General features: G+C 56.9%; 17 protein-coding genes. 4 read left to right on the top strand and 13 right to left on the bottom strand.

What is annotated here, in order from left to right; genetic code table 11:
• Window positions 1–120: 120 nt before the first annotated feature.
• The 7 genes from JOD50_RS07720 to JOD50_RS07690 form a co-directional block, all read right to left on the bottom strand.
• Window positions 121–687, bottom strand: a complete 567-nt coding sequence (locus JOD50_RS07720) for a MerR family transcriptional regulator (RefSeq protein WP_204881606.1) — start codon at window positions 685–687, stop codon at window positions 121–123.
• A 209-nt stretch (window positions 688–896) separates the two neighbouring features.
• Window positions 897–1,388 carry a bifunctional nuclease domain-containing protein gene (locus tag JOD50_RS07715; RefSeq protein WP_204881056.1) on the bottom strand — a complete coding sequence of 164 codons (492 nt, stop codon included), beginning with the start codon at window positions 1,386–1,388 and terminating at the stop codon, window positions 897–899.
• Between the two features lie 14 nt (window positions 1,389–1,402).
• Window positions 1,403–2,200, bottom strand: a complete 798-nt coding sequence (gene ftsR / locus JOD50_RS07710; RefSeq protein ID WP_338052069.1) for a transcriptional regulator FtsR — start codon at window positions 2,198–2,200, stop codon at window positions 1,403–1,405.
• Complete coding sequence (locus JOD50_RS07705; protein WP_204881055.1) at window positions 2,197–2,649, bottom strand: FHA domain-containing protein; 453 nt, start codon at window positions 2,647–2,649, stop codon at window positions 2,197–2,199. The genes ftsR and JOD50_RS07705 overlap by 4 nt, the downstream gene beginning before the upstream one ends.
• 84 nt (window positions 2,650–2,733) lie before the next feature.
• On the bottom strand, window positions 2,734–3,543 hold the full coding sequence (locus JOD50_RS07700; protein ID WP_204881054.1) for an SseB family protein: 810 nt from the start codon (window positions 3,541–3,543) through the stop codon (window positions 2,734–2,736).
• A 33-nt stretch (window positions 3,544–3,576) separates the two neighbouring features.
• Window positions 3,577–4,011 (bottom strand): FHA domain-containing protein, encoded by a 435-nt coding sequence (locus tag JOD50_RS07695; RefSeq protein WP_204881053.1) that lies wholly within the window; start codon window positions 4,009–4,011, stop codon window positions 3,577–3,579.
• On the bottom strand, window positions 4,011–4,988 hold the full coding sequence (locus JOD50_RS07690) for a diaminopimelate dehydrogenase (RefSeq protein WP_204881052.1): 978 nt from the start codon (window positions 4,986–4,988) through the stop codon (window positions 4,011–4,013). The genes JOD50_RS07695 and JOD50_RS07690 overlap by 1 nt, the downstream gene beginning before the upstream one ends.
• A 288-nt stretch (window positions 4,989–5,276) precedes the next feature.
• On the opposite strand from JOD50_RS07690, the gene JOD50_RS07685 reads away from it, so the two are divergent.
• Window positions 5,277–5,831, top strand: coding sequence for a methylated-DNA--[protein]-cysteine S-methyltransferase (locus JOD50_RS07685; protein WP_204881051.1), 555 nt, complete (start codon window positions 5,277–5,279; stop codon window positions 5,829–5,831).
• A 125-nt stretch (window positions 5,832–5,956) separates the two neighbouring features.
• Here JOD50_RS07685 and JOD50_RS07680 read toward each other — a convergent pair whose 3' ends face one another.
• The 4 genes from JOD50_RS07680 to JOD50_RS07665 form a co-directional block, all read right to left on the bottom strand.
• The gene (locus tag JOD50_RS07680) at window positions 5,957–6,730 is read right to left on the bottom strand and encodes a VOC family protein (RefSeq protein ID WP_204881050.1); all 774 of its coding nucleotides are present in this window, start codon (window positions 6,728–6,730) and stop codon (window positions 5,957–5,959) included.
• Between the two features lie 132 nt (window positions 6,731–6,862).
• Window positions 6,863–8,326, bottom strand: coding sequence for an MDR family MFS transporter (locus JOD50_RS07675; protein ID WP_204881604.1), 1,464 nt, complete (start codon window positions 8,324–8,326; stop codon window positions 6,863–6,865).
• 110 nt (window positions 8,327–8,436) lie between these two features.
• A complete protein-coding gene (locus JOD50_RS07670) occupies window positions 8,437–9,129 on the bottom strand; it encodes a response regulator transcription factor (RefSeq protein WP_204881049.1) in 693 nt (230 codons plus the stop codon).
• The gene (locus JOD50_RS07665; RefSeq protein ID WP_204881048.1) at window positions 9,126–10,283 is read right to left on the bottom strand and encodes a sensor histidine kinase; all 1,158 of its coding nucleotides are present in this window, start codon (window positions 10,281–10,283) and stop codon (window positions 9,126–9,128) included. The genes JOD50_RS07670 and JOD50_RS07665 overlap by 4 nt, the downstream gene beginning before the upstream one ends.
• 228 nt (window positions 10,284–10,511) lie before the next feature.
• Between JOD50_RS07665 and JOD50_RS07660 the strand changes: the two genes are divergently transcribed.
• From JOD50_RS07660 to JOD50_RS07650, 3 genes are all read left to right on the top strand, one after another.
• Window positions 10,512–10,910, top strand: coding sequence for a hypothetical protein (locus JOD50_RS07660; protein ID WP_204881047.1), 399 nt, complete (start codon window positions 10,512–10,514; stop codon window positions 10,908–10,910).
• Between the two features lie 325 nt (window positions 10,911–11,235).
• Window positions 11,236–12,495: an IS256 family transposase gene (locus tag JOD50_RS07655; protein ID WP_070491369.1), complete on the top strand. Its 1,260-nt coding sequence runs from the start codon at window positions 11,236–11,238 to the stop codon at window positions 12,493–12,495.
• Between the two features lie 200 nt (window positions 12,496–12,695).
• Complete coding sequence (locus JOD50_RS07650; RefSeq protein WP_204881046.1) at window positions 12,696–12,965, top strand: hypothetical protein; 270 nt, start codon at window positions 12,696–12,698, stop codon at window positions 12,963–12,965.
• 391 nt (window positions 12,966–13,356) lie between these two features.
• Here the strand turns inward: JOD50_RS07650 and JOD50_RS07645 are convergent, their stop codons facing one another.
• Entirely contained in the window at window positions 13,357–14,643 is a 1,287-nt protein-coding gene (locus tag JOD50_RS07645; RefSeq protein ID WP_204881045.1) for a glycosyltransferase 87 family protein, read from the bottom strand.
• Window positions 14,622–15,050 carry a hypothetical protein gene (locus JOD50_RS07640; protein WP_204881044.1) on the bottom strand — a complete coding sequence of 143 codons (429 nt, stop codon included), beginning with the start codon at window positions 15,048–15,050 and terminating at the stop codon, window positions 14,622–14,624. The genes JOD50_RS07645 and JOD50_RS07640 overlap by 22 nt, the downstream gene beginning before the upstream one ends.
• Between the last annotated feature and the right edge of the window lies 1 nt (window position 15,051).

The following is a 15,051-nucleotide window of genomic DNA, read 5'->3' as shown; positions in this document are numbered from 1 at the left end:
GTATCGACAGCCCTAAGCTGATTCACTGACTTAATCGTTTGAGGGCCACGACGAATCAGTTCGTCGTGGCCCTCAGTCGTTTAAGTTTTGTCCAGGCGTTTCTTCGCTTGGGTCGCTCGGTTAGGAAGCGGACTTGCGTGCGCGGTGGCGCGCAAGCTCGTCTTCTGGATGCGCAACTTCTGGCTCTGCGTCCTCGTCGTTGCGTGCGTAGTCGACTGGCAACTCAGAAATTGAAGATTCGACTTCACGCCAAACGCGGCCGACGGCGATACCGAACACACCCTGGCCGCCCTGTACCAAGTCGATGACCTCATCGGCCGACGTGCATTCATAAACTGAGGCGCCATCGGACATCAAGGTGATCTGCGCAAGGTCATCCACGCCGCGTTCACGCAGGGTTGCGACTGCGGTGCGGATCTGCTGGAGAGACACACCCGTGTCAAGCAAGCGCTTGACTACCTTCAAAACGAGGACATCGCGGAAGCTGTAGAGGCGCTGCGAGCCGGAGCCGGTAGCAGTCTGAATGGTTGGTTCAACGAGCCCAGTGCGCGCCCAGTAATCCAGCTGGCGGTACGTGATGCCAGCGGCCTTGCATGCGGTTGGGCCGCGGTAGCCGGCGGCTTCGTCGAGAACAGGGAGGTCGTCATCGAACAGCATTCCCTGGTTTCCGGGCGTCACAGGGACCATATCCGGCTGATCTACATCGTGACTCACGTGCGATCTCCTTGCGTTCAAGTCTTTGAGAACTGGGTCGGTTATAAACCTTGCAGTTCTCGGATGCGAGTGATGTGAGACAACAAGGTTGAAAAGAGGAGACTCTTCTAGTTAAGAAAGTAGGCTGAATCAGGCCTCGCGTCAAAGACCTTCAGGTTTAACTTGAAGGCGTGTCGCCCTAATTATTCAAAATCGGACGGGTCAAGGTCCTCCAAGAACTCTTTGAACTCTTCAACCTGCATGTCGGTCGCCTCCGGATCTTCCTCGACAGGCCGCACAAACCCCACGTGGTCTAGAAGTTCTCGCGACATCAGGATCGGCACATCAGCGTGGGTGGCCAAAATCACCGCGTCGGATGCCCTTGCATCAACTTCACGACCATTATTCAAGTCAATCCGGGCGTGAAAGATCATGTCCTCCACATCCACCAAGCGCACACGCACAATCTCGGCATCGAGCGCATCAACCATGCTGAGCAAGAGTTCGTGAGTCAGCGGGCGCATCGCGCGACTGCCTTCAAGCAACATCGAAAGCACCGCGAATTCATGCGAACCGATCCACAGCGGGAACACGCGATCCCCACCGACTTCATGCATCACAACAACTGGTTGTTGCGATGGCAACTCGATCAAGGCATTCTCAACCTCAACGGCCTGATAACCGTCCAATGTCACAAAAACACCCCGGTTTAGCGGTCAAAGTGGTCGATGCGGCTGTAGAGCATCGAGCGGTGCAAAGCAGATAAAGCCTCAGCCATGGTCTCGGCTTGGTCTGCGGCACGAGCGGACGAGGTCGAATCACGGCGCGGATGCGAGGACGTCACGACTGACTCGATCAGCGCAGACTCACGTTCCGCGGCGGTACGAACCAGACGCAAGTGACGCGGCTGAACCCCGTATTCAGCCAACCGCAACGCAGCGACCACTGCCTGCAAAGCACGTGAATCGAAGAGTTCGTCTTCATCGGCAGTAACCATGCCAAGTTCAGTCAGCTCGTCAACGAAAGCTACCGATGCACCAGCACGGCCAGCGAGTTCAGCGCGCGTGAGCGGCCGGACGTGGCCCGCAATCTGCTCAGCCTCAACCTCGTCGAGAACGCGTGGCGCGATCGTCGTGCCACCCGGCAGGGCTTGCGGGTTCTCCCCCGCGTCGACCGCGTCGAGATGCTCTTTGATGACCTTCAACGGAAGGTACTGGTCCCGCTGCAACGCGAGAATGAAACGCAGACGCTCAACATCGGAGGCCGTGTATTTGCGGTATCCGGCAGCGGTTCGGGCCGGAGTGATGAGGCCCTTCTCCTCGAGGAAACGGATCTTCGAGGCGGTCACCGCAGGGAAATCTTCCTGCAGGATCGACAACACGTCGCCGATGTTCTTGACGCCACTGCGCGGGGCGAGCGCAGGCTCACGTTGAGGGCCGGAAGCTGGTGCAGCAGCGGCTGCGGAGCTTCGGCCCAGAACTACATCAAGGTTTCTACGTCGAGTCACTGCTCAGGAAGAGGCTGGTAGAACTTCAGGACGTATTTACCGATGCGCACTTCGCTACCGGTACGGAGTTCGACGTCGTCAACGCGGTCACCGTTGACATAGGTTCCGTTGAGGCTCGAGGAGTCGACGACGCGGAAGGCGCGGCCTTCACGGCGGAACTCAGCATGCTTGCGGGACACGGTGACGTCATCGAGGAAGATATCTGAATCTGGGCGACGGCCCACCGTAGTTACGTCCTGATCCAGCAGGAAGCGTGCACCACGAACCTCGCCCTCGTTAGAGAGCAGAAGCGCGGAATCCTGCGGAAGAGCCGATACAGCGCGGCGTTCGTCCTCAGACAAACGGTACTTGGCGATAACCTCGTCGCTGACTGGCGGTAGCGCGACGGAGGTTGTCTGCGTGGATGGCTCCACGCCAGATTCGCGGCCATCTGATTGACCCTGAGTCATGACCACTCCTTCACTCGTGTTAACAACTGTCACAACCTTATCGCATGCTGAGGGGCAGTTTTGACCACGGGGGTGATGATTGCTTCACATCCAGAAACCCGCGTCGGACAATTGCTGGGGGCTGATCTCAACGACATGCCCTTCAGCGGCCAAGTCGATACAGATGGGCACGTTTGCCGGCAGGTAGCGGCGGAACCATTCAACGCTTGTTTGGCCGGCCCCAGCCTGGGGTTGGAAGCGGAAAACTTCAAGGGCCGATGTGAACAGCGGACAGGCCACGGCGCCGTCTGTTGGCCTGTTGACCAGTTGCGGATAGTGCTGCTGGTTCGAGCCAGGACTCATCATGTACACGATGTGTGCTCCAGGCCGCATGAGCTCATGGACGATGCGGTCAACGAAGCCGCGTTGTACGTCGTTAGTGCGTAGCGCGGCTTTTAGATTGCCGAAGCGCGAGTAGCCGGCCACATATTCGTCGACAGCATAGATAGCAACCGCGGCTTCTTGCGGATCGAGCATGATGCAGTGATAAGGGCGTATCGAGGCGATGACGCTCACGAGGTCATCGCCCAGCATCATGCGTATCTGCGGGCGTTCTTGGATCCCGAGCGCCGCGCACCATTCATAGACGGCTTCACGGCGGGTGTGGGCGGGGATCGCGAGTTGGCCTTCGTGGATGTACATCACCAGCTGTCCCTGGCTGTTGACAGGCACGGCAACGTAGGCCCCGTAAAACTCCGAAAGCAAACCCATCCAGTTCTGAGGGGACGGATTCGTACGCCATGCGGCGAGTGCGTTTTGCAGATAGCGGGGTGACGAACCTATGTCGTGGGGTGGCTCATCACCGTGAATCGCAGTGAAGTGTTCCGTACCGAGGCCGTAGCCGTACTGATCCATATCTACACCGTTTCTGGTCACCCCACACCGGGGTCAGCGTTGAATTGCGGTGCGCAATCCAACGTCACCTAACCAGATGATGTCGCCATCTTCAAGAGGTTCAGGCTCGTCGGCTACGGATATGTAGTGTTCACCGCGTTGGAGCCGGGTCCCGTTTCCGGAGTTGGCGTCGCTCACAGACAGAGGCGCGTCAGGGCGCACCCAGAGATGCGCGTGGACACGGGATACGCTCCGGTGCGGGTCCTGAACCGGTATTCCAACGAGGCCCTCTTTTTCAGCGAACTCCCCCGGTTTCCGGCCGATGACCGCGTCCGCTGTGATGCGAACGCGGGCACCGTCCGGGTGGGTCAGCTCAACGTATCCGCTTCCGTGACGCTTTGGCTCCCACACCGGAAGCGACCGAGCAACTCGATTGAGAGACTCGGGTGTGGTGACGTCGGCACCGGCGTCGTGGTGTTGATGCGGCATTAAATGTCTCGCTTGACCAGCTCGTCCAACGGCGTTGGCGAGATGAGGTACGGAGGAACCTCAAGAACCGTGACTGCGCCGGTACGGCCTTCGGCGGCAAGGCGCGCAGCGGCACGCCCGTAGGCAACCTGAACTGCGGCCGTGAAATCCGGGTTCGCTTCAAGATCCAAGGAGTATTCGATGCCGGCGCGGCTACCAGCGAGGTCGCCCGTCGTGATCACACGGCCGCCGTGCGGCATGCCCTGGTGATCGCGCTTGAACTCTTCTTCGGAGATGAAAGTTACTTCGGTCTGGTACGGCTCGAAGTAATCTGGCATGGTCACGATAGTCTCGCGGATACGTTCGTGGTCCGCTTCATCGGCGACGATGAAGCAACGGCGTTGGTGCGCATCGAACTTGCTGATGTCGGCACCTTTGCCTTCGCGGGCGGCTTCGATCGCATCCTCCGCCGGAACGGTGTATTGGACCCCGAACTTGACGCCGGGGATGCGGCGCACCGCATCCGAATGCCCCTGAGATAAGCCAGTGCCCCAGAAGCTGTTCTGCTGGGCGTGCGGGAAGAAAGCCTCGCCCATAGTGCGGTTAAGGGAGAACATACCAGGATCCCAGCCTGTGCTAATCAACGCGACGGTGCCGCCCTTCTTAGCGGCTTCATCCATCGCTTTGCGATGTTGAGGGATCAACGCGTGGTTGTCATAGGTGTCAACTGTGGTGAAGTTCTCTGCAAATCCAGGGGCCTGCTCCGGGATATCGGTTGCGGAACCTAGGCACAAGAACAAAACGTCAATCTGGTCAGAGTATTCGGGTGCATGGGCTACTGGGAAGACTGGTGTTTCGGTTTCGAGGGAATCGCGGCGGGAGAAAATGCCGACCAATTCCATATCGGGCTGTTGCCGAACAAGTTTTTCAACACTGCGGCCAAGGTTGCCGTAACCGACGATGCCTGCGCGGATTCTTCGTTGTGTTTCCGTAGTCATTCTGAGTGCCCTCCGTATGTTGTGTGAAGCCATATGGCGGTTCACCTGAGGCACTATTCTAAAACTACGCGGAAAACTGTTTCGTGATGCCCTGACGCAAAGCGTAATGTGTGTCACATGGAGGCGGAGCGTGGTCGACACTGCTCAAGAAGCCTGTGTGAAAACATAGTAGATACATAGCCTTGCCTGTGGAGCGTAGCCGACTACGATGGGTTTAATTCACATTCGGAACCTACATACCCATTCAATGTCGGCTCCGTGCCATTCTCAACCCTGGTGGAAGTGATCATGACAAACACGGTGCGTGCTGTAGCCGCGGTAGCTGAACTCTCTACCGCAATTGGAACGCTTGTGGTCTCTTCCACGCCTACAGGAATTGCACATATCGACTTCAAGCACCGCATGAATCCGTTCGTCGAAGAAGGAATGGCACGGTTATTTGAAGAGACGGACCGTACCCTGCGCGATAGAGCGCAGGCGTGGGCCGATATGGCAGTTGAGCAGATCGATGAATACTTCATGCTTGAGAGGGATTCGTTCGATGTGCCATTGGACGGCCCCCATGGCAATGGTTTCCGCGAGACTGTTCAGCGTGCGCTCGCACGGATTCCGTACGGAAGCACCATCACGTATGCGGAGCTAGCTGAAATGGCTGGCAACCCTGATGCCGTCCGCGCCGCTGGCACTGCGTGCGCAACGAACCCACTTCCATTACTTTTGCCGTGCCACCGGGTGGTGCGTACTGACGGGCGTATGGGGGCTTACCTGGGTGGTGAACTCGCTAAGAAACACCTACTGCGGATGGAAGCAGAAGGACTCGTGGAGCCCGGTACCGGCCACTAGCCAGAGCTAAAGCCGTTCGCCGGGCAGCTTCTCTTCAAAATACGGTCGCTCTTTAAACGTTTGGTGCGCACCCTGCTGAGGGTGCGCACCAAACGTCTCTATGGCTTGAGTTCCCTGCCCAACAACTAGAGAACTGGGTAGCCCGAGCCGATCAGGAAGCGTGCACCGCCTGGATCGATCACGGAGGCTACGGCGCCGATGTTCGTTTCGGTTGGCAGGCTAGCTGCACGGCCACCGAGGTGGCCGACGACGTCGATCTGCGCTGCGGCGTTGGCCACACCCCAGTAGATGCGCCAGGTCGCCGGGATGTTGTCCTTGAGCACCACCGAGGCGTTCATGATACCGGCGACTGGGCCGGATTCTTCGCCCTGCAGGGTCACGTATTCGTGCCCGACGACGTCGGAGACGTTCTGAGTCTTCCAGCCGTAGACGTCCTCGAAGAATTTCACGGTGCCCGGGAAGTTACGGGAATAGAGCTCATGCCAGTAAGGCGCGCCCGCCTTGTAGTAGACCTCGTAGCCCTGGTGGTCCCCGATCTGCATGAGGCCCATGACAGCGGCGAGTTCACCTGGGCTGTCAGCTACCAGCGCTACACGGCCAAGGCCGGGGCGGTTTTCGGCTTCTTCGAGAACAACGCCGCCGGCTTCTTTGACGCGTTCGATCGCGTCGTCGACGGAGGCCACTGCGATGTAGGTGATCCACTCATCTGGGCGGGAATCATCGGTCTTGTCGACGATGGATGCGACAGCGCGTCCGCGGATCAGGGCCGTGGTGAGGCCTTCGCGCTCTTCATACTGCCATTCCAGCAAGCCTGTGTAGAAGTCGAGCGCCTCACGTCGTACGGACGTCCGAAGCTCGAGCCAGCATGGTTGCCCTTCGATAAAGCGACCAATCTCCACGTCATCACCTTCCCTGGATCAGGTTAAGCACAGATCAGATTAGGCACATTCTGTGCGTCTACTCTGAGCCTATCGCTTCCGGAGCGTGAAGTGGGACACGTTAACGGGAAGAAGTCAGTGCCGAAGCGAACGTCAGTCGTTGTTGTTCTGCTCCGGGTTTTCACCGTCTTCCTCGATGGCGGTTCGATCTTGAGCTTCCGGCTCTTCAGGCTTGCGCACAAAGACGGAGAGCACTACCGCCACGAGGGCGGCGATCAGGGCCATCTGGAAGGCGGTGTGCGCGCCCGGTTCCCCGGCTTCGACAACCGTGAGTCCGCGTGCCTCACCGGAGTGAAGCGAAGCTGAGTACACGCCGATGAGCATCGCGGTTCCTGCCGCCCCAGCTACTTGTTGGAGCGTGTTCAACACGGCTGAACCGTGCGAATACAGGTGTCGCTGTAGGGACCCCAGGGACGCGGAAAACAGTGGAGTGAAGGACGCGGCCAAGCCTACCGCCATCACAATCTGTGTGGAGACGATCCACCAGACGGGGGTCTGCGTACCCACCATGGAATACGAAAGCAGAGCACCCGAGATGAAAATCGTGCCGGGAATCAGGAGGATTCTAGGTCCCCGAGCGTCATAAATGCGTCCCATGATGGGCCCCAGCAACCCCATCAGGATCGATCCAGGTAGCATCACCAGACCAGATTGCGTTGCTGTCAGCCCCACGACGGACTGCAGGTATAGAGGCAGAAGCGAGAACGTACCGAACATCGCCAAAGCAACGATCGTCATGATTGCTACGGACACCACAAAGTTGCTGGACAAGAACACGCGGAGGTCGAGGAGCGCTCCATCCCGTTTCTGAAGAGCCAGCTGTCGAAGCACGAACAACACAAGGATCAAAAGGCTCGCGCCAATCAGTACCCATGTTCCAGTTGGCGAAGTCAGGAAAGCCCCCTCAGTTGCGGCCCCGCCGTTAGCCAGCTGATTCAAGGCAAAGACGATGCCGCCAAACGCGAATGCGGATAGCACCACAGAGAGGACGTCGATGGGCGCGGTCGTGGACTCCCCCAGGTTGCCGAGCCAGCGCCAACCCAGGAGAAGAGAGATGATTGCGATGGGCAGCACGATTCCGAAGAGCCAGCGCCAACCCAGGGTGTCGAGGACAATGCCTGACATGGTTGGGCCAATAGCTGGCGCCAGCGAGATGACGAGGCCTACGCGGCCCATCATCCGTCCGCGCTGTTGAGCCGGCACGACTTCCATCATGGTGGTCATGAGCAGCGGCATCATGATGCCGGTTCCAGCCGCTTGAATCACGCGGCCTGTCAGCAACGGAATGAACCCCTGCGAGACCATGCACACCGCGGTGCCCAGTGCGAAGAGACCAGCTGCTGCCAAGAACACCTGCCGGGTCGTGAAACGCTGGATCAGGAAGCCAGTCGTTGGGATGACGACCGCCATAGTGAGCATGAAGCCGCTGGTGAGCCATTGCCCTTGTTCGGGCGGGATGTCCAAGGATCGGTTCAACGCCGGAATGGCGATCGCCATCGTCGTTTCGTTGAGGATCGATACGAACGCGGCTACGAGCAGTAGCCAGATGGCACGCATTCCTGCGGGGTCAATCGCATGACTGCTCTGGAGAGGCTGACGGCGGTCTGGATCAGGTGAGTCTTTACGACGTTTTGATAGCACAGATCAACGCTACTTCATAGGGCTGTTTAAGACTGCAACCGTTGGGTGTTGGCCTGGCGTAAGCCGTCTCCTGCGTCGATGGCGGCCATCATGAGTTCGCCACGGGTGCGATATCCGGTCGCATCGAATAGAGCACTGACGTAGGAACGCACGGTGGAATCTGACAAATGTAGTTCTTGCGCTATCGCCTTGTTAGGAAGACCCTGTACGAGCAAGTCAAAGACGGATCGCAGGTGACGGGGAAGGTTGTTCACAGCGTCGGTGAGGCCCGGGTCACGCTTGCGTGATGATGTCTTGACGAAATGCTGGACCATGATTTGACTCGGGCGGTTGCCGAGAACTGTTTCACCCGCTGCGACTTTTCGAATATTGGCTGCGATATCCTCGCCGCTGAGATCCTTAGTGAAAAACCCACGAACGTTGTGCTGTAGTGCTTGGCTGAGGGAGTTTTCGTCTCGAAAGGCCGTCAACATGGCTACCGCGGTTTTCGGATATCGTTCGGTAATCAGTTCCGCTGTTCGAATTCCGTTGAGCCATGGCATATCCACATCGAGCAGGGCAACATCGACTGGTCGCGTTTCGAGAAGTTTGAGCAGTCTGAGTCCGTCAGATGCTGTTCCAACGAGCTCAATGTCTTCGCGTGCGGCTAGAACTTCGTAGAGACTTGAGCGAAAAATCGCATCGTCATCGGCGATAGCAACTCGAATGATGTTGTTCATGCGTCCACCGCCTGGCGGGTGAATGCTGCGTGGAGACCCCACTTTGTTTTTGAGGAACTCACTGTCAGTTTTCCGCCGCCCTCTTCAACTTGCCGGTGCAGGTTGATGAGCCCGAAGCCTTCCGTTATACCCGCTGAGCTGTTAGCGGCGCTTCGTTTGTTGAGGATCGTTAGAGACGTGTTTCCGTCTTCGGCTTCCACGTTTAGGTGGGCTTCGCTGTTGCGTTTTGCGTGTTTCAAGATGTTGTATGTCGCTTCCCGGAGTACCAGGCAAGCGATGTCGGATGTTGCTTGGTCGAATAGCTGGTCGAGCTCAGGTGGGAGCATCGTTGTCAGGGAAATGCCTCGGGTGCCTAAGACGAGCTCGGATTCGCGTACGGCTGCCGAGAAGGTTGAAGGTTCAAGGTCTACATTGAGGGCCGCGATGGTTGGTTTGAGCCGGCGAGATGATTCCCGCGCCAGCTTCATGATGGGATCGAGTTGATCCCTCAGGTCGGGGTGAGAGATGCCCACGCTTTCGAGCGTCATTGCGATTCGGGCGAGGTCGCGCGCCACTGTGTCGTGCAGATTGCGTGCAAGCTCTTTTTTGATGCTTGATTCCGCTTGAACTACTTCGAGTCGTGCTTGTTCGAGTTCAGCGTTGCGAGTGGTCACATGCTCATACGTAAGCCTTAGCCCAAAACCAAAGAGGAGTGTGGATGCGATCAGGAACGCATAGGCAACAATCTGGTTCAGGGTTATTTCTGTCTGAATCGCGTTGATGAGGACAACTGAGCCCAGCAGTAGGATCGCCCACGTAGTTTTGCGCGCCACGATCCACCTGCATGCGATGAAACCCAACCCGAGCATCATGAGTTGCAGTGGCGGCCCTTCCGGCATAAGAGCAAACGATGCATAAACGCCAATAAACAGTAGCTCCCCGAAAAGGCCTAAGAAGGCAACGAAGCTGAAGGTGATGCAGATGGTGAGCGTGAAAACGATGTGCAGTAACTCGTTGTCCCAGAAAGTGCCGGCGTCAGAGCGGACGCTCAATATTTCCATCACACCGATCAGCACGGCCATGGCTACGGCTGTGATCTGCAGGACCAAAGTTTCTGAGAACTCAAACTTGAGCGCTTTTGGATCGAATGCTCTCGCTACGCGTGGACGTTTCATGACTCGAGTACCGCTTTACCGATAAGACCCAAACTTCTTCACCAAGATTCAGTAGTCGCACTGTTGAGGTTTGGGTTCAGCCAAGTATCAACATTTGTTGATACCGAAAGTAAAGCAAATATTTTCTAATGAGTCCTAGAGGCACAACGTTATGGCCAAGGTGAGAACCCCAAGCCAGCCACCTCACAACTCAGCGCACCCCTTCATGACGAGGAGAACCAGAACATAATGAGCACCGTGAAACCCAAAAAGCTCCGCACCATTCTTGCATCTTTGCTACTCCTGGCATTCATATTCGGTCTGCAGCCTGCTTATGCCAGTGGAAATTCCGTAGCTGGGGTCATCTTCGAGCCGCAGCTCACGGCCTGGACCCCAGAAGAATACGAGGAATATTTAGCTTCACTTAATAATGAAACTCTCGAGCAGTTCCAACATTTGACGAGAACACAGCAAGAGTCCTTCCTTGAAGCGTTACAGGACCCTAGGCTCTATGGAGATGATCCTGAGACAGTGCTGGGCGTAACCACAGGACTCACCAAAACCCGTACTGGCCCAGAAATCGGTATCCCCGACACAAGACCAATCCCCCCTATCCCCGCAACATCCTACTCCACTTGCCACTTCTGACAAGAAAATCTCGAACAGCCGTTGGGTAAAAATATTCGGCATCAAAGTACTGGAATATCGACTGGAGATGGGTTATCGCGTAAGTTCATCGCGCGTGACAAAGATTAACTATTCACATGCCTATGTATCGAGAAACCTCAATCCTATGACGCAGACAGAACTCCAACAAAAGTCAAGCTGGATCGGTTCCGAGTAGTGCCCCATAGAGTGGTGTAACTCGGTGGCCGAGATCGTCTCCGACTTCGTGTCGTTGTCGGATGTAGAGCGGCCACCGCGTGATCCTTCGAGTCAACCTTCCAAAGAATCCTCGAACGGAGTCATCACGATGACCGCACCCCATATTGTCGACCCTGCCGGCCTGCTGGGCCAAGCCCTCGCCGATGCATCACCGGATCTGATGCGCGAGCTGCTGCAGACCATGATCAACGCCCTGCTTTCCGCCGACGCCGACAGCGTGTGCGGGGCCGAATGGAACGCCCGCTCCGAGCAGCGGACGAATCGCCGCAACGGCTACCGCCAGCGCCCGCTGGACACCCGCGTCGGCACGATCGATGTCGCCGTCCCGAAGCTGCGCCAGGGCTCGTATTTCCCGGAGTGGCTGCTCGAGCGCCGCAAGCGGGCCGAGTCCGCCCTGATCACGGTCGTGGCGGACTGCTACCTCGCTGGTGTGTCCACCCGCCGGATGGACAAGCTCGTCAAGACGCTCGGCATCCACGCCCTGTCGAAATCCCAGGTCTCGCGCATGGCCGCCGACCTCGACGAGCAGGTCGCCGCGTTCCGCCACCGACGTCTGGACGAGGCCGGGCCGTTCACGTTCGTCACCGCTGATGCGCTGGCGATCAAGGTCCGCGAGAACAAGCAGGTCGTCAAAGCCTCGGTGCTGCTGGCCACCGGCGTCAACGGTGACGGCCACCGCGAGGTCCTGGGCATGCAAGTCGCCACCAGCGAGACGAAGGCCTCGTGGAACACCTTCTTCGCCGACCTGGTGGCCCGTGGCCTGGGCGGAGTGCGGCTGGTGACCTCCGATGCCCACGCCGGGCTGGTGGAGGCGATCGCGGCACACCTGCCCGGGGCCGCCTGGCAGCGCTGCCGCACCCACTACGCCGCCAACCTCATGGCCGTGTGCCCCAAGTCCATGTGGCCGGCGGTGAAGGCGATGTTGCACAGCGTGTACGACCAGCCCACCGCATCGGCCGTGCACGAGCAGTTCGACCGCCTGCTGGAGTACACCGACAGCAGGCTGCCCGAGGTTGCTGACCACCTCGGCGATGCCCGTGAGGACCTGCTCGCCTTCACCGGGTTCCCCGACGATGTGTGGCGGCAGATCTGGTCCAACAACCCCACCGAACGTCTCAACCGGGAGATCCGCCGCCGCACCGACGTGGTCGGGATCTTCCCGAACCGGGATGCCATCGTTCGCCTCGTCGGCGCCGTCCTGGCCGAGCAGACCGACGAATGGGCCGAAGGCCGCCGCTACCTCGGTCTCGAAGTCCTCAGCCGCTGCCGACTCACCCTGACCACCGACCCCGCCACCAGCTCGCCGACGGAGGTGAGCACCGACGACCTGATGCAACTACCCGCCTGACCACCCACGAAGGATCACCATTCAGTTACACCACTTCCAGGGGCTTGACCCGGTTCCGGGGGTAAAACTGCAAATCTAGAGGCTGTATTCAGCTATAGGGTCGGGCCTCTTAAAGGGCTGTGTGTACAGCTGAAATCCATCAAAGGCCGACTAACCGGTACATCTAAGGGATATTCTTCCACCTGGAGAGGTCAGTAATCATGAGCACCATGAACAAACGTGAGCGACCAGACGGTGGCTCTCAACAGCAGCTGTATCCGGTCGCACTTACCGTGACCATCATGGCTGGGGCTTTCGCGCTCTTCGTACCACTCGGACCGGCCATCGCAAGTGCGATCCTCTACGCGATCATCAGGAATAAGCACGTGGCTCAGAAAAAGCAGTTACTTGCGATCAATCTGGCGATCGTCGTTGTTAACGTCGCTTTGACGGTGCTTGCTGTAGGTGTCGCCTTAGCCCTACTGAATTAACGGGCACCTAGGCTTCGCAGGAATTTCGATGCCATCGATGCATCGAGCCTGCAAATGTCAGCTTAGGAGCCTGCAACGCAACAGCGACCCCGGATGAGAACTGGGTTAAGGGTCAAAAGGGGGTGCGGACGGAATCTTGGAAGGATTCTGTTTGTGAAAGTTGTTTATACACCCGTCACATGAACGCTTTCGAACAGTTTGAGAAACCATAGCAGCGCATAAAGAATCATTGAATCGGACCCATCTTATTTGCTTTCAGCTTCTCATGAACGACGACAGCGGACGTCGGATTGTCCGAAGTCCGCTATCTCTATAAAGTGACAAAGGCTGTTCTGATTTATGCTGCGATCTAAAATCAGTCAGATGCAATCAAAGGGCATCTTGGCAAAGACTACATGGCGAGCTCACGATCAAAATTGTCAATACCTACTTCTGAGGCGAGAACTTGACTTCGAACAGCAAAGCCCAAGTACAAGCAAATCATGTTTGCCAAAACTGGAAGTGTTGGAGCGATATACCCCCACATCGGTACAATTTCCTCGTCCGGGAACACGCCGAAAGCCAGTGAGATGGCTTTAGGCGCAAAGAACAAAGCAGTCGTAGAAAGCGTCGTTACTACCCAAATCGTGTACTTTACTACTGACGGAGCCTTCTGGGCCAGAGTTATCCAACCAAGCGCAATAATCGGCCACCACACCCAATGGTGGGACCAGCTAACGGGCGACACAAGCACCGGACATGCGGATGCAATGCCAAGCATTGCAACACGATCAGTGTACGGAGCAATCCTCCATAGCAGCCCGACAAATGAAAGCCCGACAATGAGTGCGATAACAAACCACACCGCTTGAGACTGTCCAGCTCTTTCAAGAACGGCCTGAATCGAAACGTTGTCTAGATACCCAATCCCGCCCACGCGCGTAGGATCACGGAGAACATCGGTCCAGTAATGAACGGTGTTGTGCGGGGAAACTAGCCACCCCACAAGTTGAGTACCAAAGAATGTAGCAACGCCAATGATAAGCGCGCGCCATTTTTTCATTGCGAACGGAAGAATCAAAAAGGCAATGGGAGTCAGCTTGATGCCAGCAAAAATACCAACTACGACGACAAATGGCGCTAGAGACTTGCATTTGACAAAGGTCAGATAGCAGGCCGCAAAAATCAGTATGTTGATCTGACCATACCAAATGGTGTCTCGAAAGGGGCCTGAGACTAGCAACAGCGAGCTTACCGTAACCGTAGTTACGTACGACTCAAGTTTAGGCCACTTTGCCACTATTCGCTCAGAGAGATCTTTGCTGACATAAAGGACTGCAACGATCGAAACTAAAATCGACAGCACAAAAGCTGCCCAAAATGGCATTATCGCTATCGGGACAAAAATAAGAGCCGCAAACGGCGGATACGTGAAAGGGAGGCCTGGATCTCCCACAGGTCCCAGAATCGCATCGTAAAGCGACGAGGGGTTATGGAGAAGCGCAAGACCACCTTCTCGATACACCTTCAGATCCAGACCGCTTGGGCTTGTTAGAACGAGCACCAAGCCCGCCACAATCACTAGAACGATTTCCAGTACGACTGTGACAGGCTTGGTTCGCCAGAAGATAGACGAGTAGATCTCTCTACTCCTTTCCTTTAATGCTTTCTTCCAGCTTAGCTCTTGTAAGCGGTGCACCAGTCTTTGCCAGGGCGATCTTTGACCGCAACGCATGCAGCCCACTTGCCGCTTGCATTCCCGGTGTTGACGCTCGTCTTTCCTGCCGCAACTCGCTTGCCACCGGTCGTTTGTCCGCCTGGTGCACGAAGGTATGCAAGGTCACCAGTTGATGCATTCACCAGCTGGCCATGAAGTTCGGTTCCACACTTCCATAGATACAGAACACGTCCGTCCTTTGAAGCCACCGTCAGCTTGGTGCAGGATGCGGCATTTGCAGCAGGTGCAGATACTGCCAACCCTGCACCGGCAATCATTGCTGTTGCAGCAAAGACAGAGAAGAGTTTCCTCATAATTTTCAAGAGTTGATCCCTCGTTGAGTAGTGAAAAGATAGATCGGAAGATTCATAAAAGCGAGCCTCCGTCAAA

The organism is Pseudoglutamicibacter cumminsii (assembly GCF_016907775.1).
GTDB lineage: Bacteria > Actinomycetota > Actinomycetes > Actinomycetales > Micrococcaceae > Pseudoglutamicibacter > Pseudoglutamicibacter cumminsii.
Note: the sequence above shows the minus strand (reverse complement) of the source record. Positions and strands in the feature narration are given on the sequence as shown.

Bases quoted from the DNA above. Each gene is read 5' to 3' on its own strand.
- JOD50_RS07675 (WP_204881604.1), bottom strand. From the start codon at position 8,326: ATGCGTGCCATCTGGCTACTGCTCGTAGCCGCGTTCGTATCGATCCTC.
- JOD50_RS07655 (WP_070491369.1), top strand. From the start codon at position 11,236: ATGACCGCACCCCATATTGTCGACCCTGCCGGCCTGCTGGGCCAAGCC.
- JOD50_RS07670 (WP_204881049.1), bottom strand. From the start codon at position 9,129: ATGAACAACATCATTCGAGTTGCTATCGCCGATGACGATGCGATTTTT.
- JOD50_RS07690 (WP_204881052.1), bottom strand. From the start codon at position 4,988: ATGACTACGGAAACACAACGAAGAATCCGCGCAGGCATCGTCGGTTAC.
- JOD50_RS07705 (WP_204881055.1), bottom strand. From the start codon at position 2,649: ATGACTCAGGGTCAATCAGATGGCCGCGAATCTGGCGTGGAGCCATCC.
- JOD50_RS07665 (WP_204881048.1), bottom strand. From the start codon at position 10,283: ATGAAACGTCCACGCGTAGCGAGAGCATTCGATCCAAAAGCGCTCAAG.
- JOD50_RS07695 (WP_204881053.1), bottom strand. From the start codon at position 4,011: ATGCCGCATCAACACCACGACGCCGGTGCCGACGTCACCACACCCGAG.
- JOD50_RS07660 (WP_204881047.1), top strand. From the start codon at position 10,512: ATGAGCACCGTGAAACCCAAAAAGCTCCGCACCATTCTTGCATCTTTG.
- JOD50_RS07685 (WP_204881051.1), top strand. From the start codon at position 5,277: ATGACAAACACGGTGCGTGCTGTAGCCGCGGTAGCTGAACTCTCTACC.
- JOD50_RS07650 (WP_204881046.1), top strand. From the start codon at position 12,696: ATGAGCACCATGAACAAACGTGAGCGACCAGACGGTGGCTCTCAACAG.
- JOD50_RS07720 (WP_204881606.1), bottom strand. From the start codon at position 687: ATGGTCCCTGTGACGCCCGGAAACCAGGGAATGCTGTTCGATGACGAC.
- JOD50_RS07700 (WP_204881054.1), bottom strand. From the start codon at position 3,543: ATGGATCAGTACGGCTACGGCCTCGGTACGGAACACTTCACTGCGATT.